Source organism: Pedobacter rhizosphaerae, from assembly GCF_900111155.1.
GTDB lineage: Bacteria > Bacteroidota > Bacteroidia > Sphingobacteriales > Sphingobacteriaceae > Pedobacter > Pedobacter rhizosphaerae.
In genome coordinates this window covers 170853-187535 of the sequence record NZ_FOGG01000005.1, presented here as the reverse complement: position 1 = coordinate 187535, position 16683 = coordinate 170853, and the positions used below count along the sequence as shown (strand labels likewise).

General features: G+C 38.0%; 12 protein-coding genes. 7 read left to right on the top strand and 5 right to left on the bottom strand.

The window, feature by feature from the left end; translation table 11 throughout:
• Positions 1–5: 5 nt before the first annotated feature.
• Complete coding sequence (locus BMX11_RS06000; RefSeq protein ID WP_245738588.1) at positions 6–3308, bottom strand: SusC/RagA family TonB-linked outer membrane protein; 3303 nt, start codon at positions 3306–3308, stop codon at positions 6–8.
• Positions 3309–3801: 493 nt separating this feature from the next.
• The gene (locus BMX11_RS05995; protein WP_090882453.1) at positions 3802–5022 is read right to left on the bottom strand and encodes a sterol desaturase family protein; all 1221 of its coding nucleotides are present in this window, start codon (positions 5020–5022) and stop codon (positions 3802–3804) included.
• 171 nt (positions 5023–5193) lie between these two features.
• Here BMX11_RS05995 and BMX11_RS05990 point away from each other — a divergent pair, with 171 nt between their 5' ends.
• The 5 genes from BMX11_RS05990 to BMX11_RS05970 all read left to right on the top strand — a co-directional run bounded on the left by BMX11_RS05990 (position 5194) and on the right by BMX11_RS05970 (position 11165).
• Positions 5194–5949 (top strand): ROK family protein, encoded by a 756-nt coding sequence (locus tag BMX11_RS05990; protein WP_090882579.1) that lies wholly within the window; start codon positions 5194–5196, stop codon positions 5947–5949.
• A gap of 117 nt (positions 5950–6066) precedes the next feature.
• Entirely contained in the window at positions 6067–7482 is a 1416-nt protein-coding gene (gene gndA / locus BMX11_RS05985) for an NADP-dependent phosphogluconate dehydrogenase (protein WP_090882451.1), read from the top strand.
• A 29-nt stretch (positions 7483–7511) separates the two neighbouring features.
• Positions 7512–9026, top strand: coding sequence for a glucose-6-phosphate dehydrogenase (gene zwf, locus BMX11_RS05980; protein ID WP_090882449.1), 1515 nt, complete (start codon positions 7512–7514; stop codon positions 9024–9026).
• Between the two features lie 68 nt (positions 9027–9094).
• Positions 9095–9817 (top strand): 6-phosphogluconolactonase, encoded by a 723-nt coding sequence (gene pgl, locus BMX11_RS05975; protein WP_090882447.1) that lies wholly within the window; start codon positions 9095–9097, stop codon positions 9815–9817.
• A 139-nt stretch (positions 9818–9956) separates the two neighbouring features.
• Entirely contained in the window at positions 9957–11165 is a 1209-nt protein-coding gene (locus BMX11_RS05970) for an ATP-binding protein (RefSeq protein ID WP_090882445.1), read from the top strand.
• A gap of 83 nt (positions 11166–11248) precedes the next feature.
• Here the strand turns inward: BMX11_RS05970 and BMX11_RS05965 are convergent, their stop codons facing one another.
• The 3 genes from BMX11_RS05965 to BMX11_RS05955 form a co-directional block, all read right to left on the bottom strand.
• Positions 11249–12130: a Ppx/GppA phosphatase family protein gene (locus tag BMX11_RS05965; RefSeq protein WP_090882443.1), complete on the bottom strand. Its 882-nt coding sequence runs from the start codon at positions 12128–12130 to the stop codon at positions 11249–11251.
• Positions 12131–12133: 3 nt separating this feature from the next.
• Positions 12134–14191, bottom strand: a complete 2058-nt coding sequence (ppk1, locus tag BMX11_RS05960; protein ID WP_090882441.1) for a polyphosphate kinase 1 — start codon at positions 14189–14191, stop codon at positions 12134–12136.
• A gap of 99 nt (positions 14192–14290) precedes the next feature.
• Positions 14291–14899, bottom strand: a complete 609-nt coding sequence (locus tag BMX11_RS05955) for a hypothetical protein (RefSeq protein WP_090882439.1) — start codon at positions 14897–14899, stop codon at positions 14291–14293.
• Between the two features lie 75 nt (positions 14900–14974).
• On the opposite strand from BMX11_RS05955, the gene BMX11_RS05950 reads away from it, so the two are divergent.
• Entirely contained in the window at positions 14975–15466 is a 492-nt protein-coding gene (locus BMX11_RS05950) for a YajQ family cyclic di-GMP-binding protein (RefSeq protein ID WP_090882437.1), read from the top strand.
• Positions 15467–16198: 732 nt separating this feature from the next.
• Entirely contained in the window at positions 16199–16642 is a 444-nt protein-coding gene (locus tag BMX11_RS05945) for a GNAT family N-acetyltransferase (RefSeq protein WP_090882436.1), read from the top strand.
• The last annotated feature ends 41 nt before the right edge of the window (positions 16643–16683 follow it).

Sequence of the window (16683 nt, the reverse complement as noted above, 5' to 3'; positions counted from 1 at the left end):
TAATTTTATAAACCCACAACTAAACGGAAACCATAACTACGGGTGGATGGAAGCTGACCGGTTTCAAACCCCTGAACAATATCAGTACCCGATAATGTTCCGAATTCAGGATCAAATGCTGGCCAAGGTGACCAAATAAATAAGTTACGGCCATATACGCCAAGGGTAAGCTTGTTAAAACCTATGCGTTTTAAAAACGGTGTACTAAAGGCATAAGTTAAGTTAGCCTCTCTGAATTTCAAATAATCTGTTCTGAAAATACTGCCCTCTGCCTGATCAGAACCGTATAGCGAAGTATAAAAGCTTTCTAAATTTGTGGCCACTACATCGTTCTGGCGGAATGAACCATCGGCATTCTGAACTACTCCATCACCCACTACACCATTATATCTGCCCGGTAAAGTCAAATTCAGCTTACCTAGCGCTGCCATTCTCGAAAAGGTTAGCGAATGTGCCACAGCACCCAATTGTGCATCGAATAAACCGCTCAGGCTAAAGCGATCATAAGTAATGGTTGTACCGAAGCTAAATCTGAATTTTGGCATGGTATTACCCAGAAACACCAAATCATTTCCGGTTTTAGCATTTCCAGTAGCCGCATCGTAAATGATCTGTCCGCTTGGAGACCGCAAATATCCTCTACCCCATAAATCGCCCATACTACCACCAACATTGGCTACAATTTGTCCACCACCAAGGGCACCAGTTCTTAGTACAACTGAGCTATCAGCCAATTCTTTAATCAGATTTCTGTTTGCAGTAAATGTTCCGTTTAACTGCCATTTAAATTTTTTAGTCTGTAATACCGTTCCGTTTACCGCTAATTCTATCCCCTTATTCTCAACATTCCCCACGTTAAAAACAGCCACACTATAACCTGTTGCACGGTCTACAATTCGATTTAAAATTTGATTTTTGGTGTTGCCATAATACGCTGCAAAATCAAAACTCAAGCGGTTTTTGAACATGCGCAACTCTGTTCCTACCTCTATTGTGGTTGTTTTTAAGGGTTTCAAATTGGGGTTGGGTAACACCGAAGGATTGGTCATCGCACTATCCGGGTAGATACCGTTAGATGCTAAATTGTAATTATATGCCGTACGGTAAGGGGTTGTGCCCCCACTACCTACTTGCGACACCGATGCTCTTAATTTAAGAAAGTTAATGGCTGCAGGCATTTTCCAAAGATCTGACGGTACAAAAGAAGCACTTGCCGAAGGATAGAAAAACCCTACATTATCTGTTCTAAACGGAGTTGCTAAAGTACTGCTCCAATCTTGTCTGCCAGTTAAATCTAAAAACAGATAATTTTTAAAACTAAACGAAACAGCGGCATATAAACTGTTGATTCTATATCTGGCTGTATCCGGAACCGATATCAAAGGACTGGCATTATTATCCAGTTTATATACTCCCGGAATAACCAAACCATCAGCACGAAGCTCTGATTTCTTGTATTCATTTCTCATCTGACTCCCCCCTATATTGGCATTCATCTTTAAAGAATTGCTGATCTTTTTATCATACTTTAAGAGGAAATCAGCATTTGCTTCATAAGAATCTATGTCTTGAACACGGTAAGAACCTTGGGCAAATTTGTTTCCGGCGGCATCCCATGGACGTTGCGTTTCGCGGATATCATGGTTATAATCTATTGATCCGCGCACCATTAAACTTAATTCATCAGTGAATTTATAATTTAACTGCAAATTGCTTAAAACACCATTTCTACGCTGCTTATTCAGATACTGCTCTGATATGGCATAAGGGCTCTCGGGGTTGGTAGTGGTAATATTCACAAACTGAACATTTTCCTTACCCGGTGCCCAATAATCTCTATACCAATCTGTATTAACATTGGGTTGTGCAAACATAAACCAGTACATTAACGACTGGTTTCCATAACCAGTTGCAGGCAAATTATCGCTATGGCGGTTGTTGTAAGCTACTTTAACATTGAGGTTGAGCTTTTTAGTCAAGTTTGTTGTAGCGTTAAAAGTTGCAGTGGTTCTTTCGAGACCGGTATTTGGGACTATCCAGGAATTATTTCCATGACTGGCAGAAAAACGCATACCCACCTTTTTATAGGTTCCATCTAAGCTTACTGAATTGGAAGATTCGAAGCCTGTTTTGAAAAATGCATCTACAGGATTCTCATAAGCCACCCAGGGTGTCCTGGTTAATCCCCTTGTTTTGGTAGCCGGATCATATTGAAAAAAGCTCGATCCTGTACCAAACGGTGCACCCCAGCTGGCACTTGTGGCATTGGTGCTTGGCCCATCAACAGATGCCCCATAAGAAAAATATGGAACACCAAACTGTCCCTGACCGAATTGATTTTGAACATCAGGTTTGGTGTTAACCTGCTCCCATGTGCTATTAGAGGTAAAAGTGATATTCAGTTTTTTATTGGTTTTAGCCGATTTCGTGGTAATAATAATGGCACCATTCGCGCCGCGCTGACCATATAATGCAGATGCACCGGGGCCTTTTAAAACGGTAACACTTTCAATATCATCCGGATTCAAGTCATTTAATGCTGATCCGAAATCGGGAGGCATGATATCTCCCGAAGTGCCATATACGCCACCCGAAGATGCAGCAGTACGCCTGGTAGAGCTACTAGCCACAACACCGTCTATTACAATAAGCGCTTCATTGTCTCCCGTTAAATTGTTTTCACCCCTTAAAATAATCTTATTGGATGCTGCCGGGCCGCTATTGCGAACTAAATTTAAGCCCGCCACCTTTCCAGATAACGCATCGGTCCAGTTACTGGCCACCGCATTGGTAAATTCAGTGCTATCTACTTTAGTGATGGCATAACCTAAAGCCTTTTCTTCCCTTTTTATACCTAAAGCGGTAACTACTACTTCATTTAACTGGCTTGTAGAGGAAGTCATTTTGATAACTATGCCTGTTTGCGAGACATTAAAGTTCCTTTTTATCACCGTGTAACCCACCATATTAAAAGAAACATCATCTGCAGCAACCAAGGAGATACTGAAATCTCCGTTTTCATTGGTTGTACCTAATACTTTTCTGGCAGAGCTTGATATGGTAATCCCCACCAAAGGCTGGTTATCTGCGGCATCAATTACCCTTCCTTTAATGATAATTGGTTTATTTTGTTGGGCCTGAACGGTCAGCACTGAGCCAAACATCAGTATACCGATTGTTAGGTTGAAAACAAACGACATGAAGTGAAAGGCTTTGGTGTTTCTTCGCTCAACGTCTTCAATATCGATAGGAATCGAATTCGATCCACAGCGTGGCCAAGAAATTTTCTGGGTAAAAATTTTTATCATAATGAGTATATCCGGTTAGTTACTTACAATTTCGTTTTTGAGTTTTATATTTCTCCGGAATGCCGGCAAAATAACCCTGTCTATGTTAATTCAATATTAACCACAAGTTAAAATATCAAAAAGCGAAGCGAAAAACTTGCGATTTGTTTAATTTCAACTTGCTTTATATTTCGTTAAATAGAAATAAAAAACAACTCGAAACTAATTATTATTATGATAACACCCAACTAATGTTAGAAAATTTAACAAAAATCGATCACAACAAGTAAAATATCGGGATAGCCTTCGGTAAGAAAAAACCGGTAAAATGGTATATTATGGCTCCACTAAAAGGTAAAACCAGCCAAAAATCGCTAGAAAAAATAAAGAAGACAGGGATTGTAATAATTTTGTTACAATAGCATAATGACACTTATTAATACAAAAACAAAACGAAACCAATAATTCGTAACATTTTAGCAACAATCAGAAAAATGAAAGCTAAAGAAATAATCTATCGCCTGCTGGCGTAACTGTAAACGTACTGAAGATACTTTCTTTTTAGTGAGAATATTCTCTCTAATAAGATTAAACCCAGTACCGCAAACACAAGCAATCCGAAGATATTAAGTACATAAAAGACATATCCAAACACACAGATCAACCTGAAGCATTCGAGGTAATAAATCCATTTCCTTTGTTCTAATAATGCCCCGATATTAACGAGTGTAATTAATACAAAAACAAGCAGCGACCATCGATCTAACACACTCAGGTAACTGAGAAACATGGTCATCCCGGTAAGCAGAACGACCACAAAAATAAGCTGAATATTGAGGTAAAATTTAAACTTAGGTTTGGCTCTGGGTTGTTCTTTATCCTGGAAATAACGCGCTTCAAGCGCCGGACGTATTTCCTGATCCATTAAGGCAGGACTTCCCATTACCGCGTTCCATTTGGCTTTGAAGCCATTAGCCCGCTTATAAGCCTCAACAATTTCCAGATAATAGTGAAAATGCTGCCATAAAAAGCTGTAACTTTTAATCGGGTGCGTTAAGCCATATTTTGGTGCCTCCTCCTCCGCCTGAAAGGTGCCGAAAATTTTATCCCAGAAAACAAATACATCACCATAATTTTTGTCCAGATACTTCTCATCGGAAGCGTGATGAACGCCATGAAGTGAGGGGGTGATGAAGATATTTTCGAGCCAGCCCAATTTACCAACCAATTGGGTATGGGTGAAGAATGAATATGCACCATGTACTAATAATATGGTGATGATCATATTCGGATGAAACCCTATTAATGGAAGCGTACACCAGAATACATTCCTGAAAATAGCCTGAATGGTCGTAATTCTTGCAGCAGCAGATAAATTAAACTCCTCACTTTGATGATGAACAATATGCGCCGCCCATAAAATATTAATCTCATGCCCCAACCTATGATACCAGTACCAAACGAAATCTGTGGCAAGCAATAGCACAACCCACATGTACCAACGGGTAGAGATGTGCATGAATGCATAATGGTCGTAAATCCAGCAATACAGTTGATAGAAACTACCCGCAATAAAAAGATTCAACAAACGCTCTGCAATACCCACACTAAAATTGGCAACAGAGCTTTCATACTTAAAAACCTTTAATCTCTTTTGTCGCTGTGCAATCTTAAATTCGATAAATACAAATAAGAAAAAAGCAGGAATAGCAAATGCAAGGTAGTTGATGGTCATTTCTTGTAATTTGATAGAGTTTTTATTGCTTAACGCTACAAACTTAAAAATATTCTACTAAATACATAGAAATACTAGTTTATTTATTTACAATGATATTACCTCCTATTTGATTTATTGTTTGTTGTTTTAATTTATTTACAGAACTTCGGAATTAGAAAAGCACAATTTATGGCAACTAAAAAAAAGGTTGAAAACAACAATATCCTGTCGATCGATATCGGCGGTACAAGTATTAAAACTGTTCTTTTAGACGAGGATGGAAATATGTTATCTGAGTATCTTAAAAGCAAAACTCCTGATGGTGCAACACCAAAGGATATTGTAACCGGTATTGAAGAATTAATTAAACCTATCCCGGAAACCTACAACAGGGTTTCAATTGGCTTTCCTGGCTATGTTAAAAATGGTATTGTAAAAACAGCCCCTAATCTTGCCAAAAACAAATGGGCAGATATTGATTTAGCTCAGCGAGTTGCGAACGCATTAAAAAAACCGGTTAGAATTGTAAATGATGCAGACCAACAAGGCCTTGGGGTAGTTGAAGGTAAGGGTTTTGAAATTGTTTTTACGGTTGGCACAGGCTTCGGTACAGCGCTGCTTTTTGATGGAGAATTATTACCCCATTTAGAACTGGCGCACTTTCCCATCAGTAAAGAGGAAGATTATGACGATTATGTTGGCAATAAAGCTTTTGAAAAGATTGGTACCGAACGTTGGAACAAACGCTTAAAAAAGGTAATCGAAATCTACAAGACTGTTTTTAATTATGACAAGCTTTATATTGGTGGAGGTAACGCTAAACATATAGACTTTAAGCTGGAAGACAACATTAAATTAGTAACCAACAGAGACGGCATAAAAGGTGGTGCTAAACTTTGGAAACTGGCCGATAAATACAACATTTTTACGGTCAATCCGGCATAAAGCCTATAATTAAACGGCAGTATATTGCTAAGCGCAGAATATTACAAACAATTAACAACACATACTAAAATATTAATTTGTAAACCCTAATTTTGGGATCAACCAAAAAAATTAAAAATGGCAAATAACGATTCAAAACAATATAAATTGGGAATGATCGGTTTAGGCACGATGGGCCGTAACCTATTATTAAACATGGCAGATAAAGGCTTTTCAGTTACTGGTTACGATAAGGATCAGAAAATGATTGCCAAGCTAGAAGAAGAAGGAAAAAAACATCAGTTAGAGGGCTTTGATAATATTGAAAATTTCATCAATAGCTTACAAACGCCACGTACCTTAATCTTATTAGTACCTGCAGGACCAATTGTTGATAGCGTTATTGCTGAATTAAAGCCACTTTTAAGCAAAGGTGATATTATTATTGATAGTGGTAACTCTCACTTTACAGATACCAACCGCAGAGTTGACGAATTGGAAAAGGAAGGTTTGCATTTCTTTGGAATGGGAATTTCTGGTGGTGAAGAGGGAGCCCGTTTCGGTCCTAGTATGATGCCTGGAGGCGACAAACAAGCCTACAACGTAGTTAAAGACGTTTTTGATGCCATCGCTGCTAAAGTAAATAACGATCCATGCGTTACCTATATTGGTCCTGGTGCATCAGGTCACTTTGTGAAAATGGTACATAACGGTATAGAATATGCCATTATGGAACTTATTGCCGAGGTATATGGCGTACTCAAAAATGGCTTAGGATACTCAAACGACGAAATTTATAAAGTATTCAAAAAATGGAACGAAGGTCGTTTACAGTCTTTCCTTTTAGAAATTACTGCTGAAATATTTGTTTACAAAGATACCGAAACCCAAAAAGATTTGCTTGATCAGATTAAAGATGAAGCACGTTCTAAAGGCACTGGTAAATGGACTTCGGAGGTTTCTATGGAATTGCAATTACCGGTTCCAACGATTAATGAAGCTGTTTCAAACCGAGATCTATCCAAATTCAAAGCCTTAAGAGTTTCATTAGAGGAAGCTTTTGGTAAAAAGGATGGAAAAATCGATGTAACTGTTGAAGAGTTGGAAGATGCGTTTTATTTTTCGATGATCAGCGCTTACGCTCAAGGTATGCACCTGTTGGTACAAGCTTCTAAAGAATATCAATACAACCTGCAATTGCAGGAAATTGCAAAAATCTGGCGTGGTGGATGTATCATCAGAGCTAAATTCTTGGAAGACATTTACCAGGCTTACGATAAAAATAATGCACTGGAACATTTGTTTGGTGATGCAGGAATTCAAAACATCATTAAAAATGTATTACCAGGAACACGTAAAACAGTTGCTGCCTGTATTAACGCAGGAGTAGGTATACCAGCCTTCGCTTCTACACTTACTTATTTCGATACGATTACCACAGCCAGAATGCCATCTAACTTAATCCAGGCACAAAGAGATTTCTTTGGTGCTCACACTTTTGAACGCATTGACAAGGATGGAGTTTTCCACGCAGACTGGAATAAATTATCATAACCAAGTACACTTACGAACAAAGACAAAAAATGAAAACCAAAACCGCATTAAACCCGACCATATTTGTAATATTTGGCGGAACAGGTGATTTAAACAAAAGAAAACTAGCACCTGCCCTATACAATTTATTTATGGAGGGTTACATGCCAGAGAAGTTTGCCATTATTGGTACTGGTAGAACCGAATTTACGGATGAAAGCTACAAAACAGCCTTAGAAGAGGCTGTTAATGAGTTTTCACGAAGCGGAAAAGTTAAAAAAGATAAATGGGACGATTTTGGAAATACCATCCACTACTGCCCTACCGATTTTGCTCAACCTAAAACTTTCGAAAACCTTAAAGCTGCCGTAGAAAAATATCAAAAAGAATATGGTGCCGGCACACAGGTAATTTTCTACCTGGCAGTTGCCCCTAACTTTTTCCCGATTATTGCCGAGTGTTTACAGAAATATAAACTTACGCAGGATGAGGATAATAGCCGTATCGTTATTGAAAAGCCTTTTGGTCACGATTTAGAATCTGCAAAAGAACTGAATACATTATTAAGCACCATTTTTACCGAAAAACAGATTTATCGTATCGATCATTATCTGGGTAAAGAAACGGTACAAAACATGATGGCTTTCCGTTTTGCCAATTCATTGTTCGAGCCCTTATGGAACAGGTCTTACATCGATCACGTTCAAATTTCAGTAACCGAACAGTTAGGCGTAGGCGATCGTGGAGGTTACTATGAAGGCTCTGGTGCTTTGAGAGATATGATTCAAAATCACCTTCTGCAATTATTGTGTTTGGTGGGTATGGAAGCACCGATTAATTTCGATGCAGACGAAATCAGAAACCGTAAAGTAGAAGTTTTAAAGGCTATGCGTCCATTCTCTTCTGAAGATATTCGCTTCAGTACAGTTCGTGGTCAATACAGTAAAGGATGGGTTGAAGGTAAAGAAGTACCTGGTTATCGTCAGGAAAAAGGTGTTGATGCACATTCAAATACCGAAACTTTTGCGGCTGTGAAATTCCATATAGACAACTGGAGATGGCAAGGAATTCCTTTTTACTTACGTACAGGAAAACGCTTAAACCAAACCTCATCTTTAATTACTATTCAATTTAGAGATGTGCCTCACCAGATCTTTTCTGCAGGTGTTACTGAAAACTGGCAACAAAACCGTTTGGTAATTAGTATCCAGCCAGAAATGAGTATTCGTATGCAGGTACAGGCCAAACGCCCTGGATTAGATATGGTATTAAATCCGGTGGATATGGTTTTTGATTATAAAGGCACTTACGAAGGCGATACCCCTGAAGCTTACGAAACCTTACTTCTTGATGCCATGATGGGTGATCAAACCTTGTTTATGCGCGGAGATCAGGTTGAAGCTGCCTGGGAATTGGTGATGCCAATTTTAAATACCTGGGAAAGTAAAAAATCAATCAACTTCCCTAACTACCCTGCAGATAGCTGGGGACCAGAAGAAGCAGAGGCATTAATTGCCAGAGATGGCTTCCATTGGTTTAATTTACCATTGAAGAATAAAGACTAATCATTATTATCGGGCAGAATTGATCGCTTTACTCAATCAGTTTTGCCCGACGATTAAAAAAATAAAAAATGAATTTACTGATATATAAAACGCTTGAGGAGTTAAACGAGGATTTAGCGGATTACGTGATCAAAATTGCAGAAATGTCTATTGAAGAAAATGACAGATTCAATTTTGTATTAACGGGTGGTAATTCTCCTAAAGCGCTTTATCAATTCTTAGCTAAAGAATGTAAAGACCGCATCGATTGGGAAAAGGTTTATTTCTTTTTTGGCGATGAACGCAATGTGCCTGCCACTGACGAAAATTACAATGGCTTAATGGCAAAGAGAAATCTTTTTGATGAATTAGGAACAGCGGAAGATCATATCTTCTATGTTGACACGACTTTGGCTCCTGAAAAAGCAGCAATCGAGTACAAAAAAGCATTAGATAAGCATTTTAACGGCAATGATATTGTTTTTGACCTGATTCTGCTGGGTATGGGAGATGACGCGCATACGGCCTCTATTTTCCCACATACCACTTTGGTTAAAGATGAGGAAGCTACTGTAGCTGCTGTTTTTGTAGAGAAATTAAACACTTATCGCATCAGCTTAACCGCACCTCTGATAAATAAGGCAGATAATGTTGCCTTTCTGGTTTTTGGCGAAAACAAGGCAGAAGCATTGAAACACGTCATTAACGATACTGAAAAAAATGTAGACACCTACCCTTCTCAATTGATCAATCCTTACGATGGAAAATTGACCTGGTTTGTAGATGAAGCAGCAACAAAGTTACTGGATTAAAACATCAACGAAGTCTTACCCTGGCCCCTGCCACGGGAGAGCTCCGGGATATGGCTGAAAATAATCTTTCATTAGTAATGAAAGATTATTTTCATTACTAATGAATAATATCTTATATTCGTGACAAAATCACGACATCATGCTATTAGAGAGTCAATTAGTAAAAATACTTGAGTCACAGAAAGAAAATTTCACCAAGAAAACTACTGGCCTTCAAAGAATCAAGCTTGATTCTTTGAAAATCACTAATCATTTCGCTTTAATCATAACAGGTATCAGAAGATGCGGAAAGAGTACTTTATTATATCAATTAGGGCAACAACAATCTGAAGAAATACTGTTTCTCAACTTCGAGGATACCCGATTGGCTGGATTCGAAACAGATGACTTTACAAGGCTAATAGCAGTAATTGAACAAAAGAACATAAATATTTTATTTTTCGATGAAATACAATTCCTGCCCCAGTGGGAATTATTTGTGAGGCAAATGCTTGATCTCGATTATCAAGTAGTGATCACTGGCTCTAATGCAACACTACTAAGCACCGAATTAGGCACGAAACTTACAGGAAGACATTTATCAACCGAGTTATTTCCTTTTTCATACGCAGAATTTTTAGCCTTTAAAGACCTTAAAAATACTGCAGAATCCTTATTTCAATATTTGAGTAAAGGAGGATTTCCCGAATATTTAAAAACCGATAATGGGAATGTACTCAATCAGCTTCTGGAAGATATTTTAAATCGAGATATTGCAGTAAGGTACGCCGTTCGGGACGTAAATACTTTGAAAAAGCTAGCAGTTTATTTGATTTCCAATATTGGTAAGGCGGTATCAGGCAATAATTTAAAAGAACTATTCAATATTAAATCGGCAACAACAATTTTAGAATTTTTCTCCTATCTTGAAAGTGCATACGTTGTCCAATTCCTTTCGAAGTTTAGTTATTCGTTAAAAACACAAATTCGAAATCCAAAAAAGGTATATGCCATAGATTTAGGTTTATTTTCCGAAAACTCGATCGTTTTTACGGAAGAAAATGGAAGAAGGCTGGAAAATGCAGTATACCTTTATCTGAGACAGAATTATAAAGAAATATATTATTTCAGTGAAAAAAAGGAATGTGATTTTGTTATTATGGAGAAAGGAAAAGCAAAGTTTTTGCTTCAGGTATGCTATGAACTTAATGATGAGAACCTAAACAGAGAAATAAACGGCCTGATAGAAGCAATTGATTTTTTTGGACTTGATGAAGGAAAAATCATCAGTTTCAACCAATCTGAAGTCTTTCATAGGGAGGGAAAAAGAATAACTGTGATTCCTGCAAATGTTTTCATGGCAGGATAGCTCCACGAAGTCTAACCTTGGATAAATCCACGAAGTTTAACCGGCCGGTGCCACGGCAAGACTTCGTGGATTTAAGTTAGCCTTTAGGCTAACTTCTCCTCGATCAGCATTTTAATTATGCCATCAGCCATACCTACTTTAGGCACAAAAATCTGTTTAATTCCTGTCCATTTCATTAAAGTGAGGTAAATCTCTGCCGCAGGGATAATAACGTCTGCACGGTCGGGATTCAGGCCAAGAACATTAATCCGCTCTTTTAAAGAGTAGCTATTAAGCTTATTATACATGGAATTCAATTTCTGCACTGACAAGGGTGCATTTTCCTTTTCATCAGACATCCGGAAAAGCTTATTGATATTTCCTCCGGTACCAATTCCGGCGATATGCTTATAATTTTTAGTATTTTCCTTTACCCATTCCTTCATTTCCTCCCAGGTTTCTTCCTTATCCTGGTTATCCAGCATTCTAATTGTACCGATATTAAATGACCTGGAAGCTTCAGGCGTACCTTTTACAAAAACAGAAAGTTCTGTACTACCACCACCTACATCGATATAAAGATAGGTTTTGTTCTCGTCCAGTTCCTCCTCAATGTGATTGGCATAAATGATGTTGGCTTCACGCTGTCCTTCAATAATCTCCAGGTCTACATCTGCCTCTGCCTTAATTAATTTCACAATATCCAAACCATTAGAGGCTTCACGCATGGCTGATGTAGCACAAGCAAGGTATTCTGAAACATGATAAACATCCATCAGGTTTTTAAAAGCGACCATGGTTTTAACCAGGTCGGAACATTTTCTGGCAGATATCTTCTGATCCAGGAAAGCATCATCACCTAAGCGTAACGGCACCCGAATCAAAGTATTTTTCTTGTATTTATATTTCCCTTCCTGCTTACTAATATCTGCAATAAGTAGTCTTACTGCGTTCGAACCGATGTCTATGGCTGCGTATCTTAACATGATTTATTGGTGCTTCGTCTTTAGATAATTGTATATATCAACCTGCGCTCTTATCTTTTTGCTTAATCTATTTTTGTGATATTTATTGTTGTTCGCCGCGTTAATCTGACGGGCTTTAGTATTGTCTTGCAATTGGAGATCGATAATATCCTGAATTTCCTGCTTCACATCTGGATCCAATACCGGAAAACCTACTTCTACCCTATGTTCGAAATTTCTGCTCATTAAATCGGCAGAAGACAGATACATGTCGTTTTTACCATTATTGCTGAAGATATAAACCCTGGCATGCTCCAAAAATTTGTCGATGATACTGATTGCGGTAATATTTTCACTAAATCCCTTAACTCCGGGAACTAAACAGCATATCCCCCTGATAATCAATTGAATTTTAACGCCAGCGTTACTGGCTTCGTAAAGTTTCGAGATAATCCCTTCGTCTGCCAGGCTATTTACCTTCAATAAAATGTAGGCTATTTTACCTTGCTTTGCGTTGCGAATTTCTCTATTAATGAAATTAACCAGCTTAGAGCGGCTTTCTAATGGAGAAACGATTAAATGCTTAAAGCCTTTGGTTACCGTGCGTTTATTTAAGGCATCAAAAAGCTTGGCTAAATCGTTGGTAATTTCCTTTCTTGCCGTGAAAATACTGTGGTCGCAATATAGGCCCGCAGTTTTTTCGTTAAAATTACCTGTAGCCAGATTCGCATAATAAACCGGTTTATCTTTCTCTATACGCTTTACCAAACAAATTTTCGAGTGTACTTTATAATCGGTTAAGCCGTAATTAACCTTTACCCCCTCTTCCATTAATCGGGTGGTCCAATAGATATTAGCCTGTTCATCAAACCTGGCTTTTAACTCTAGCAATACCGATACAGCCTTTCCGTTTTTAGCCGCATTAATCAAAGCGTTTATTACCTTGGAGTTTTCTGCCAATCGGTACAGTGTGATCTGAATCTCTGTAACTTTCGGATCAATAGCTGCTTCCCTCAGAAAGAGGATAATATAATCGTATGATTGATAAGGCAAATTCACTAAATAATCGCGGTGTGCAACCTTTGCAAAAACGCTTTCGGTTCTATGGAGGGCATGTACCTTTAAAGGCACGTTAGGCGTATATTCCAGCTCTTTCTTCCCCACGTTTGGAAAAGCAATAAAATCTCCAAATTTATGATACCGGTTTCCCGGGATTAAACTCTCGGCTTCGAGCTTCAATTTATTAACCAATACCGTCAACATATTTAAAGGCATAGCCGAATCATACAACAAGCGCATGGGTTTACCCTTTTTACGCTTTTCGAGACTACTTTTCAGGTCATCAATAAACTTATCAGAAATATTTTTGTCTATGTCTAACTCTGCATCCCGTGTAAGCTGAATGGAGTAAGCCTCCAGCTGATGGTAACTGAAAATATAAAAAATATCGTTTAGGCAGTAGCGTATAATATCTTCTGCGAGAATAATAAACTTTAAGTCGTTGGTTTCTGGAAGCACTAAAAACCTTGGTAAACTGGGTGGCATCTCTATTAAGGCATACTTTTCTTTGAGTTTGCTATCCTTTTTAGAGAGCTTTACAAAAAAATACAAAAACCTGTCCTTCAGTTCGGGAAATGGCTTATCCATATCCAACATTACCGGAACGAGATTAGATAAGATCTTATCTCTAAAATGATTTTTTACAAAACTGCCCCTGCTTACGTTTAATTGAGTATCGTTTAAGATGAATATACGGTTCTGTGCCAGCTCATTAATTAGCGTGGCCTGGAATAACTGATCGAACTTCCGCTCTTGCTTAACAACAATATTCTTGATTTCATTCAGTATTTTTTTGGGGTTAAAACCAAGTAACGCTTTAGCCTTTTCGTTTAAATTGGTAAGCCTGGTCATTGTGGCTACCCTAACCCGGTAAAATTCTTCAAGATTTGATGAATAAATGGATAAGAATTTGATTCGCTCAATCAAAGGCACTGTTTCGTCTGCAGCTTCCTGCAATACGCGTTCATTAAAATATAACCAGCTTATTTCGCGATTTAAAAATGGAATTTTCTTTTTACTCATCTAAAAAAATAAAAATCCCTGCCAAAACAGGGATGTCCAAAACTGCACATTAATTTGTTAAATCGATGTTAATTCATCTGTGTATTAATGTTAACAAATCTATTTCTTTGTTAAGGGTTTGGTTACTTTTTTCGCTGCTGGTGCAGGGGATTTACTCTTAACCGGGGCCGCTTTGGCTGCAGCTACCTTAGTGGTAGTAACCTTTTTAACGGGAGTAGCTACTTTTTTAACTTCCTGCGTGGCAGCATCCAATTTAGGGGCAACTTTTGCCACGGTCTTTTTTACTTCTTCCACCGGCTTTGTCAAAACTTTTTCTGCCTTTTCTTCGGTTGCTATGGCAGCAACTTTAACACTCTGTACAACAGGCTTCGCTTTAGAAACCGCCTTTTTCACCACTTTTTGAGCATTTTTCTCAGCCTTGCTTACGGTTTTAGTTACCGCTTTCTTCGCCTCCTTTTCCTTGGTCTTTGAAGAAGAAACCAAATCATCTATTTTGTGCCCCACATCGGCTTTAATTATAGTAAACTTTTTGGTCAGCTTTTTAGCTACCCGTTTACTGGCCTTGGCAATCTCGGTGCTGATTTCTGATACATCATGACCTAAACTTTTTACCACATCTAAAAACTGACTGGCTAGCGATTGCTCTAATTGTTTCTTTACATCTTTTTTTGTGATCTTTTTTTGAGACTTGCCTTTAGTGGTTTTCATATTATTTTTCGTTTTTTTGTGAGGTTGATAATTTTCAATTAAATCTACTTATTTTTTTACTTTAAAGCTATAACCATGCCCTCTTTTGATATTGTAAGTAAAGTTGACGCTCAAACGCTTGACAACGCCATTAATAACGCCAAAAAAGAAATTTTAAATCGTTATGATTTTAATGGTTCTAAAAGCACCGTCGATCTGGATAAGAAAACAAACGTAATTAAGATCGTAACCGAAGATGATATGCGCTTAAAGGCCATTACAGACTCTATTATTTCTAGGATGATGAAACAAAGTCTCGACCCAAAAAGTTTGGATTTCGGCAAAGAATTTCAGTCGTCTGGTAATATGATTACTAAAGAAATCACTGTTAAAGAGGGCTTAGATAAAGAAGCTGCTAAAAAAGTGGTCGCCAAAATCAAAGCCAGTGGCTTAAAGGTTCAACCTTCCATCATGGATGATCAGGTGAGGGTAACGGCAAAAAAGATTGACGATTTACAGGCCGTGATTAGCTTGTGCAGAGGGGAAGATTTTGGGCAACCTTTGCAGTTTATTAATATGAGGAATTAAGGGGCTTGGTGAAGTGGGGAGAATTGTTTAATTGTTTAATTGCTTAACTGTAGACTGGTGAGGTGCTGAGGTGTTGATTTGTTGAGAAGTTGAATTGTTTAACTGTTGAATTGCTTAATTGCCAACTGCAAACTGTAAACTGGTGAGGTGATGAGTTGGTGAGTTGGTGAGAAGTTGAATTGCTTAATTGTTGAATTGCCAACTGAAAACTACAAACTCTAAACTGGTGAGGTGCTGAGGTGGTGAGTTGGTGAGACGTTGAATTGTTTAACTGGTACAACTGAAAAAGGTTTAATTGTTTAACTGTTTAATTGCTTAATTGCCAACTGGAAACTACAAACTCTAAACTGGTGAGGTGCTGAGGTGGTGAGTTGGTGAGACGTTGAATTGTTTAACTGGTACAACTGAAAAAGGTTTAATTGTTTAACTGTTGAATTGCTTAATTGCGAACTGCAAACTGCAAACTGGTAAGGTGCTGAGGCGTTGAGTTGGTGAGAAGTTGAATTGTTTAACTGTTGAATTGCTTAATTGCCAACTACAAACTGCCAACTGCAAACTGGTGAGGTGCTGAGGCGTTGAGTTGGTGAGAAGTTGAATTGCCAACTGAAAACTGCAAACTGAGAACTATCAACTGAAAACTTTCACCTACGCTCATGTCTTACTACTTTATACTTGCTACTTTATACTTGATACTTGCTACTAAATACTTGCTACTAAATACTAAATACTAAAATGCAAATAAGCGAAAATGGCTTCATCTTTTCTGATCAAAAGGAACTGCTTCAGGTTAATTCTATTCACCGTTATTTGAGTGAAGAGTCGTATTGGGCGAAAAACATTCCTTTGGAGGTTGTACAAAAATCGATAGAACATTCACTTTGCTTTGGTATTTACAAGGATCAGGAGCAGGTTGGCTTTTCTCGTTGGGTTACTGATAGCGCTACTTTTGCTTATTTGTGTGATGTGTATGTGGAGGAGCGATTTAGAGGGTTGGGCCTATCTAAAAAATTAATGTCTTTTATGATTTTTCATCCCGATTTACAGGGCTTACGCCGTTATCAATTGGCTACCTTGGATGCTCATGGTTTGTACAGTCAGTTTGGATTTAAGCCCCTAGAAAACCCAGACCGACAAATGGCTATTGTGATTGAAAATGCGTATTTGCAACAGGAGTAACAATTCTATTATTCACTCATCCACTCATTCACTCATTCATT

Excerpts from the sequence above, each read along its gene's own strand:
- BMX11_RS06000 (WP_245738588.1), bottom strand. The coding sequence starts at position 3,308 with ATGATAAAAATTTTTACCCAGAAAATTTCTTGGCCACGCTGTGGATCG.
- BMX11_RS05995 (WP_090882453.1), bottom strand. The coding sequence starts at position 5,022 with ATGACCATCAACTACCTTGCATTTGCTATTCCTGCTTTTTTCTTATTT.
- BMX11_RS05990 (WP_090882579.1), top strand. The coding sequence starts at position 5,194 with ATGGCAACTAAAAAAAAGGTTGAAAACAACAATATCCTGTCGATCGAT.
- gndA (WP_090882451.1), top strand. The coding sequence starts at position 6,067 with ATGGCAAATAACGATTCAAAACAATATAAATTGGGAATGATCGGTTTA.
- zwf (WP_090882449.1), top strand. The coding sequence starts at position 7,512 with ATGAAAACCAAAACCGCATTAAACCCGACCATATTTGTAATATTTGGC.
- pgl (WP_090882447.1), top strand. The coding sequence starts at position 9,095 with ATGAATTTACTGATATATAAAACGCTTGAGGAGTTAAACGAGGATTTA.
- BMX11_RS05970 (WP_090882445.1), top strand. The coding sequence starts at position 9,957 with ATGCTATTAGAGAGTCAATTAGTAAAAATACTTGAGTCACAGAAAGAA.
- BMX11_RS05965 (WP_090882443.1), bottom strand. The coding sequence starts at position 12,130 with ATGTTAAGATACGCAGCCATAGACATCGGTTCGAACGCAGTAAGACTA.
- ppk1 (WP_090882441.1), bottom strand. The coding sequence starts at position 14,191 with ATGAGTAAAAAGAAAATTCCATTTTTAAATCGCGAAATAAGCTGGTTA.
- BMX11_RS05955 (WP_090882439.1), bottom strand. The coding sequence starts at position 14,899 with ATGAAAACCACTAAAGGCAAGTCTCAAAAAAAGATCACAAAAAAAGAT.
- BMX11_RS05950 (WP_090882437.1), top strand. The coding sequence starts at position 14,975 with ATGCCCTCTTTTGATATTGTAAGTAAAGTTGACGCTCAAACGCTTGAC.
- BMX11_RS05945 (WP_090882436.1), top strand. The coding sequence starts at position 16,199 with ATGCAAATAAGCGAAAATGGCTTCATCTTTTCTGATCAAAAGGAACTG.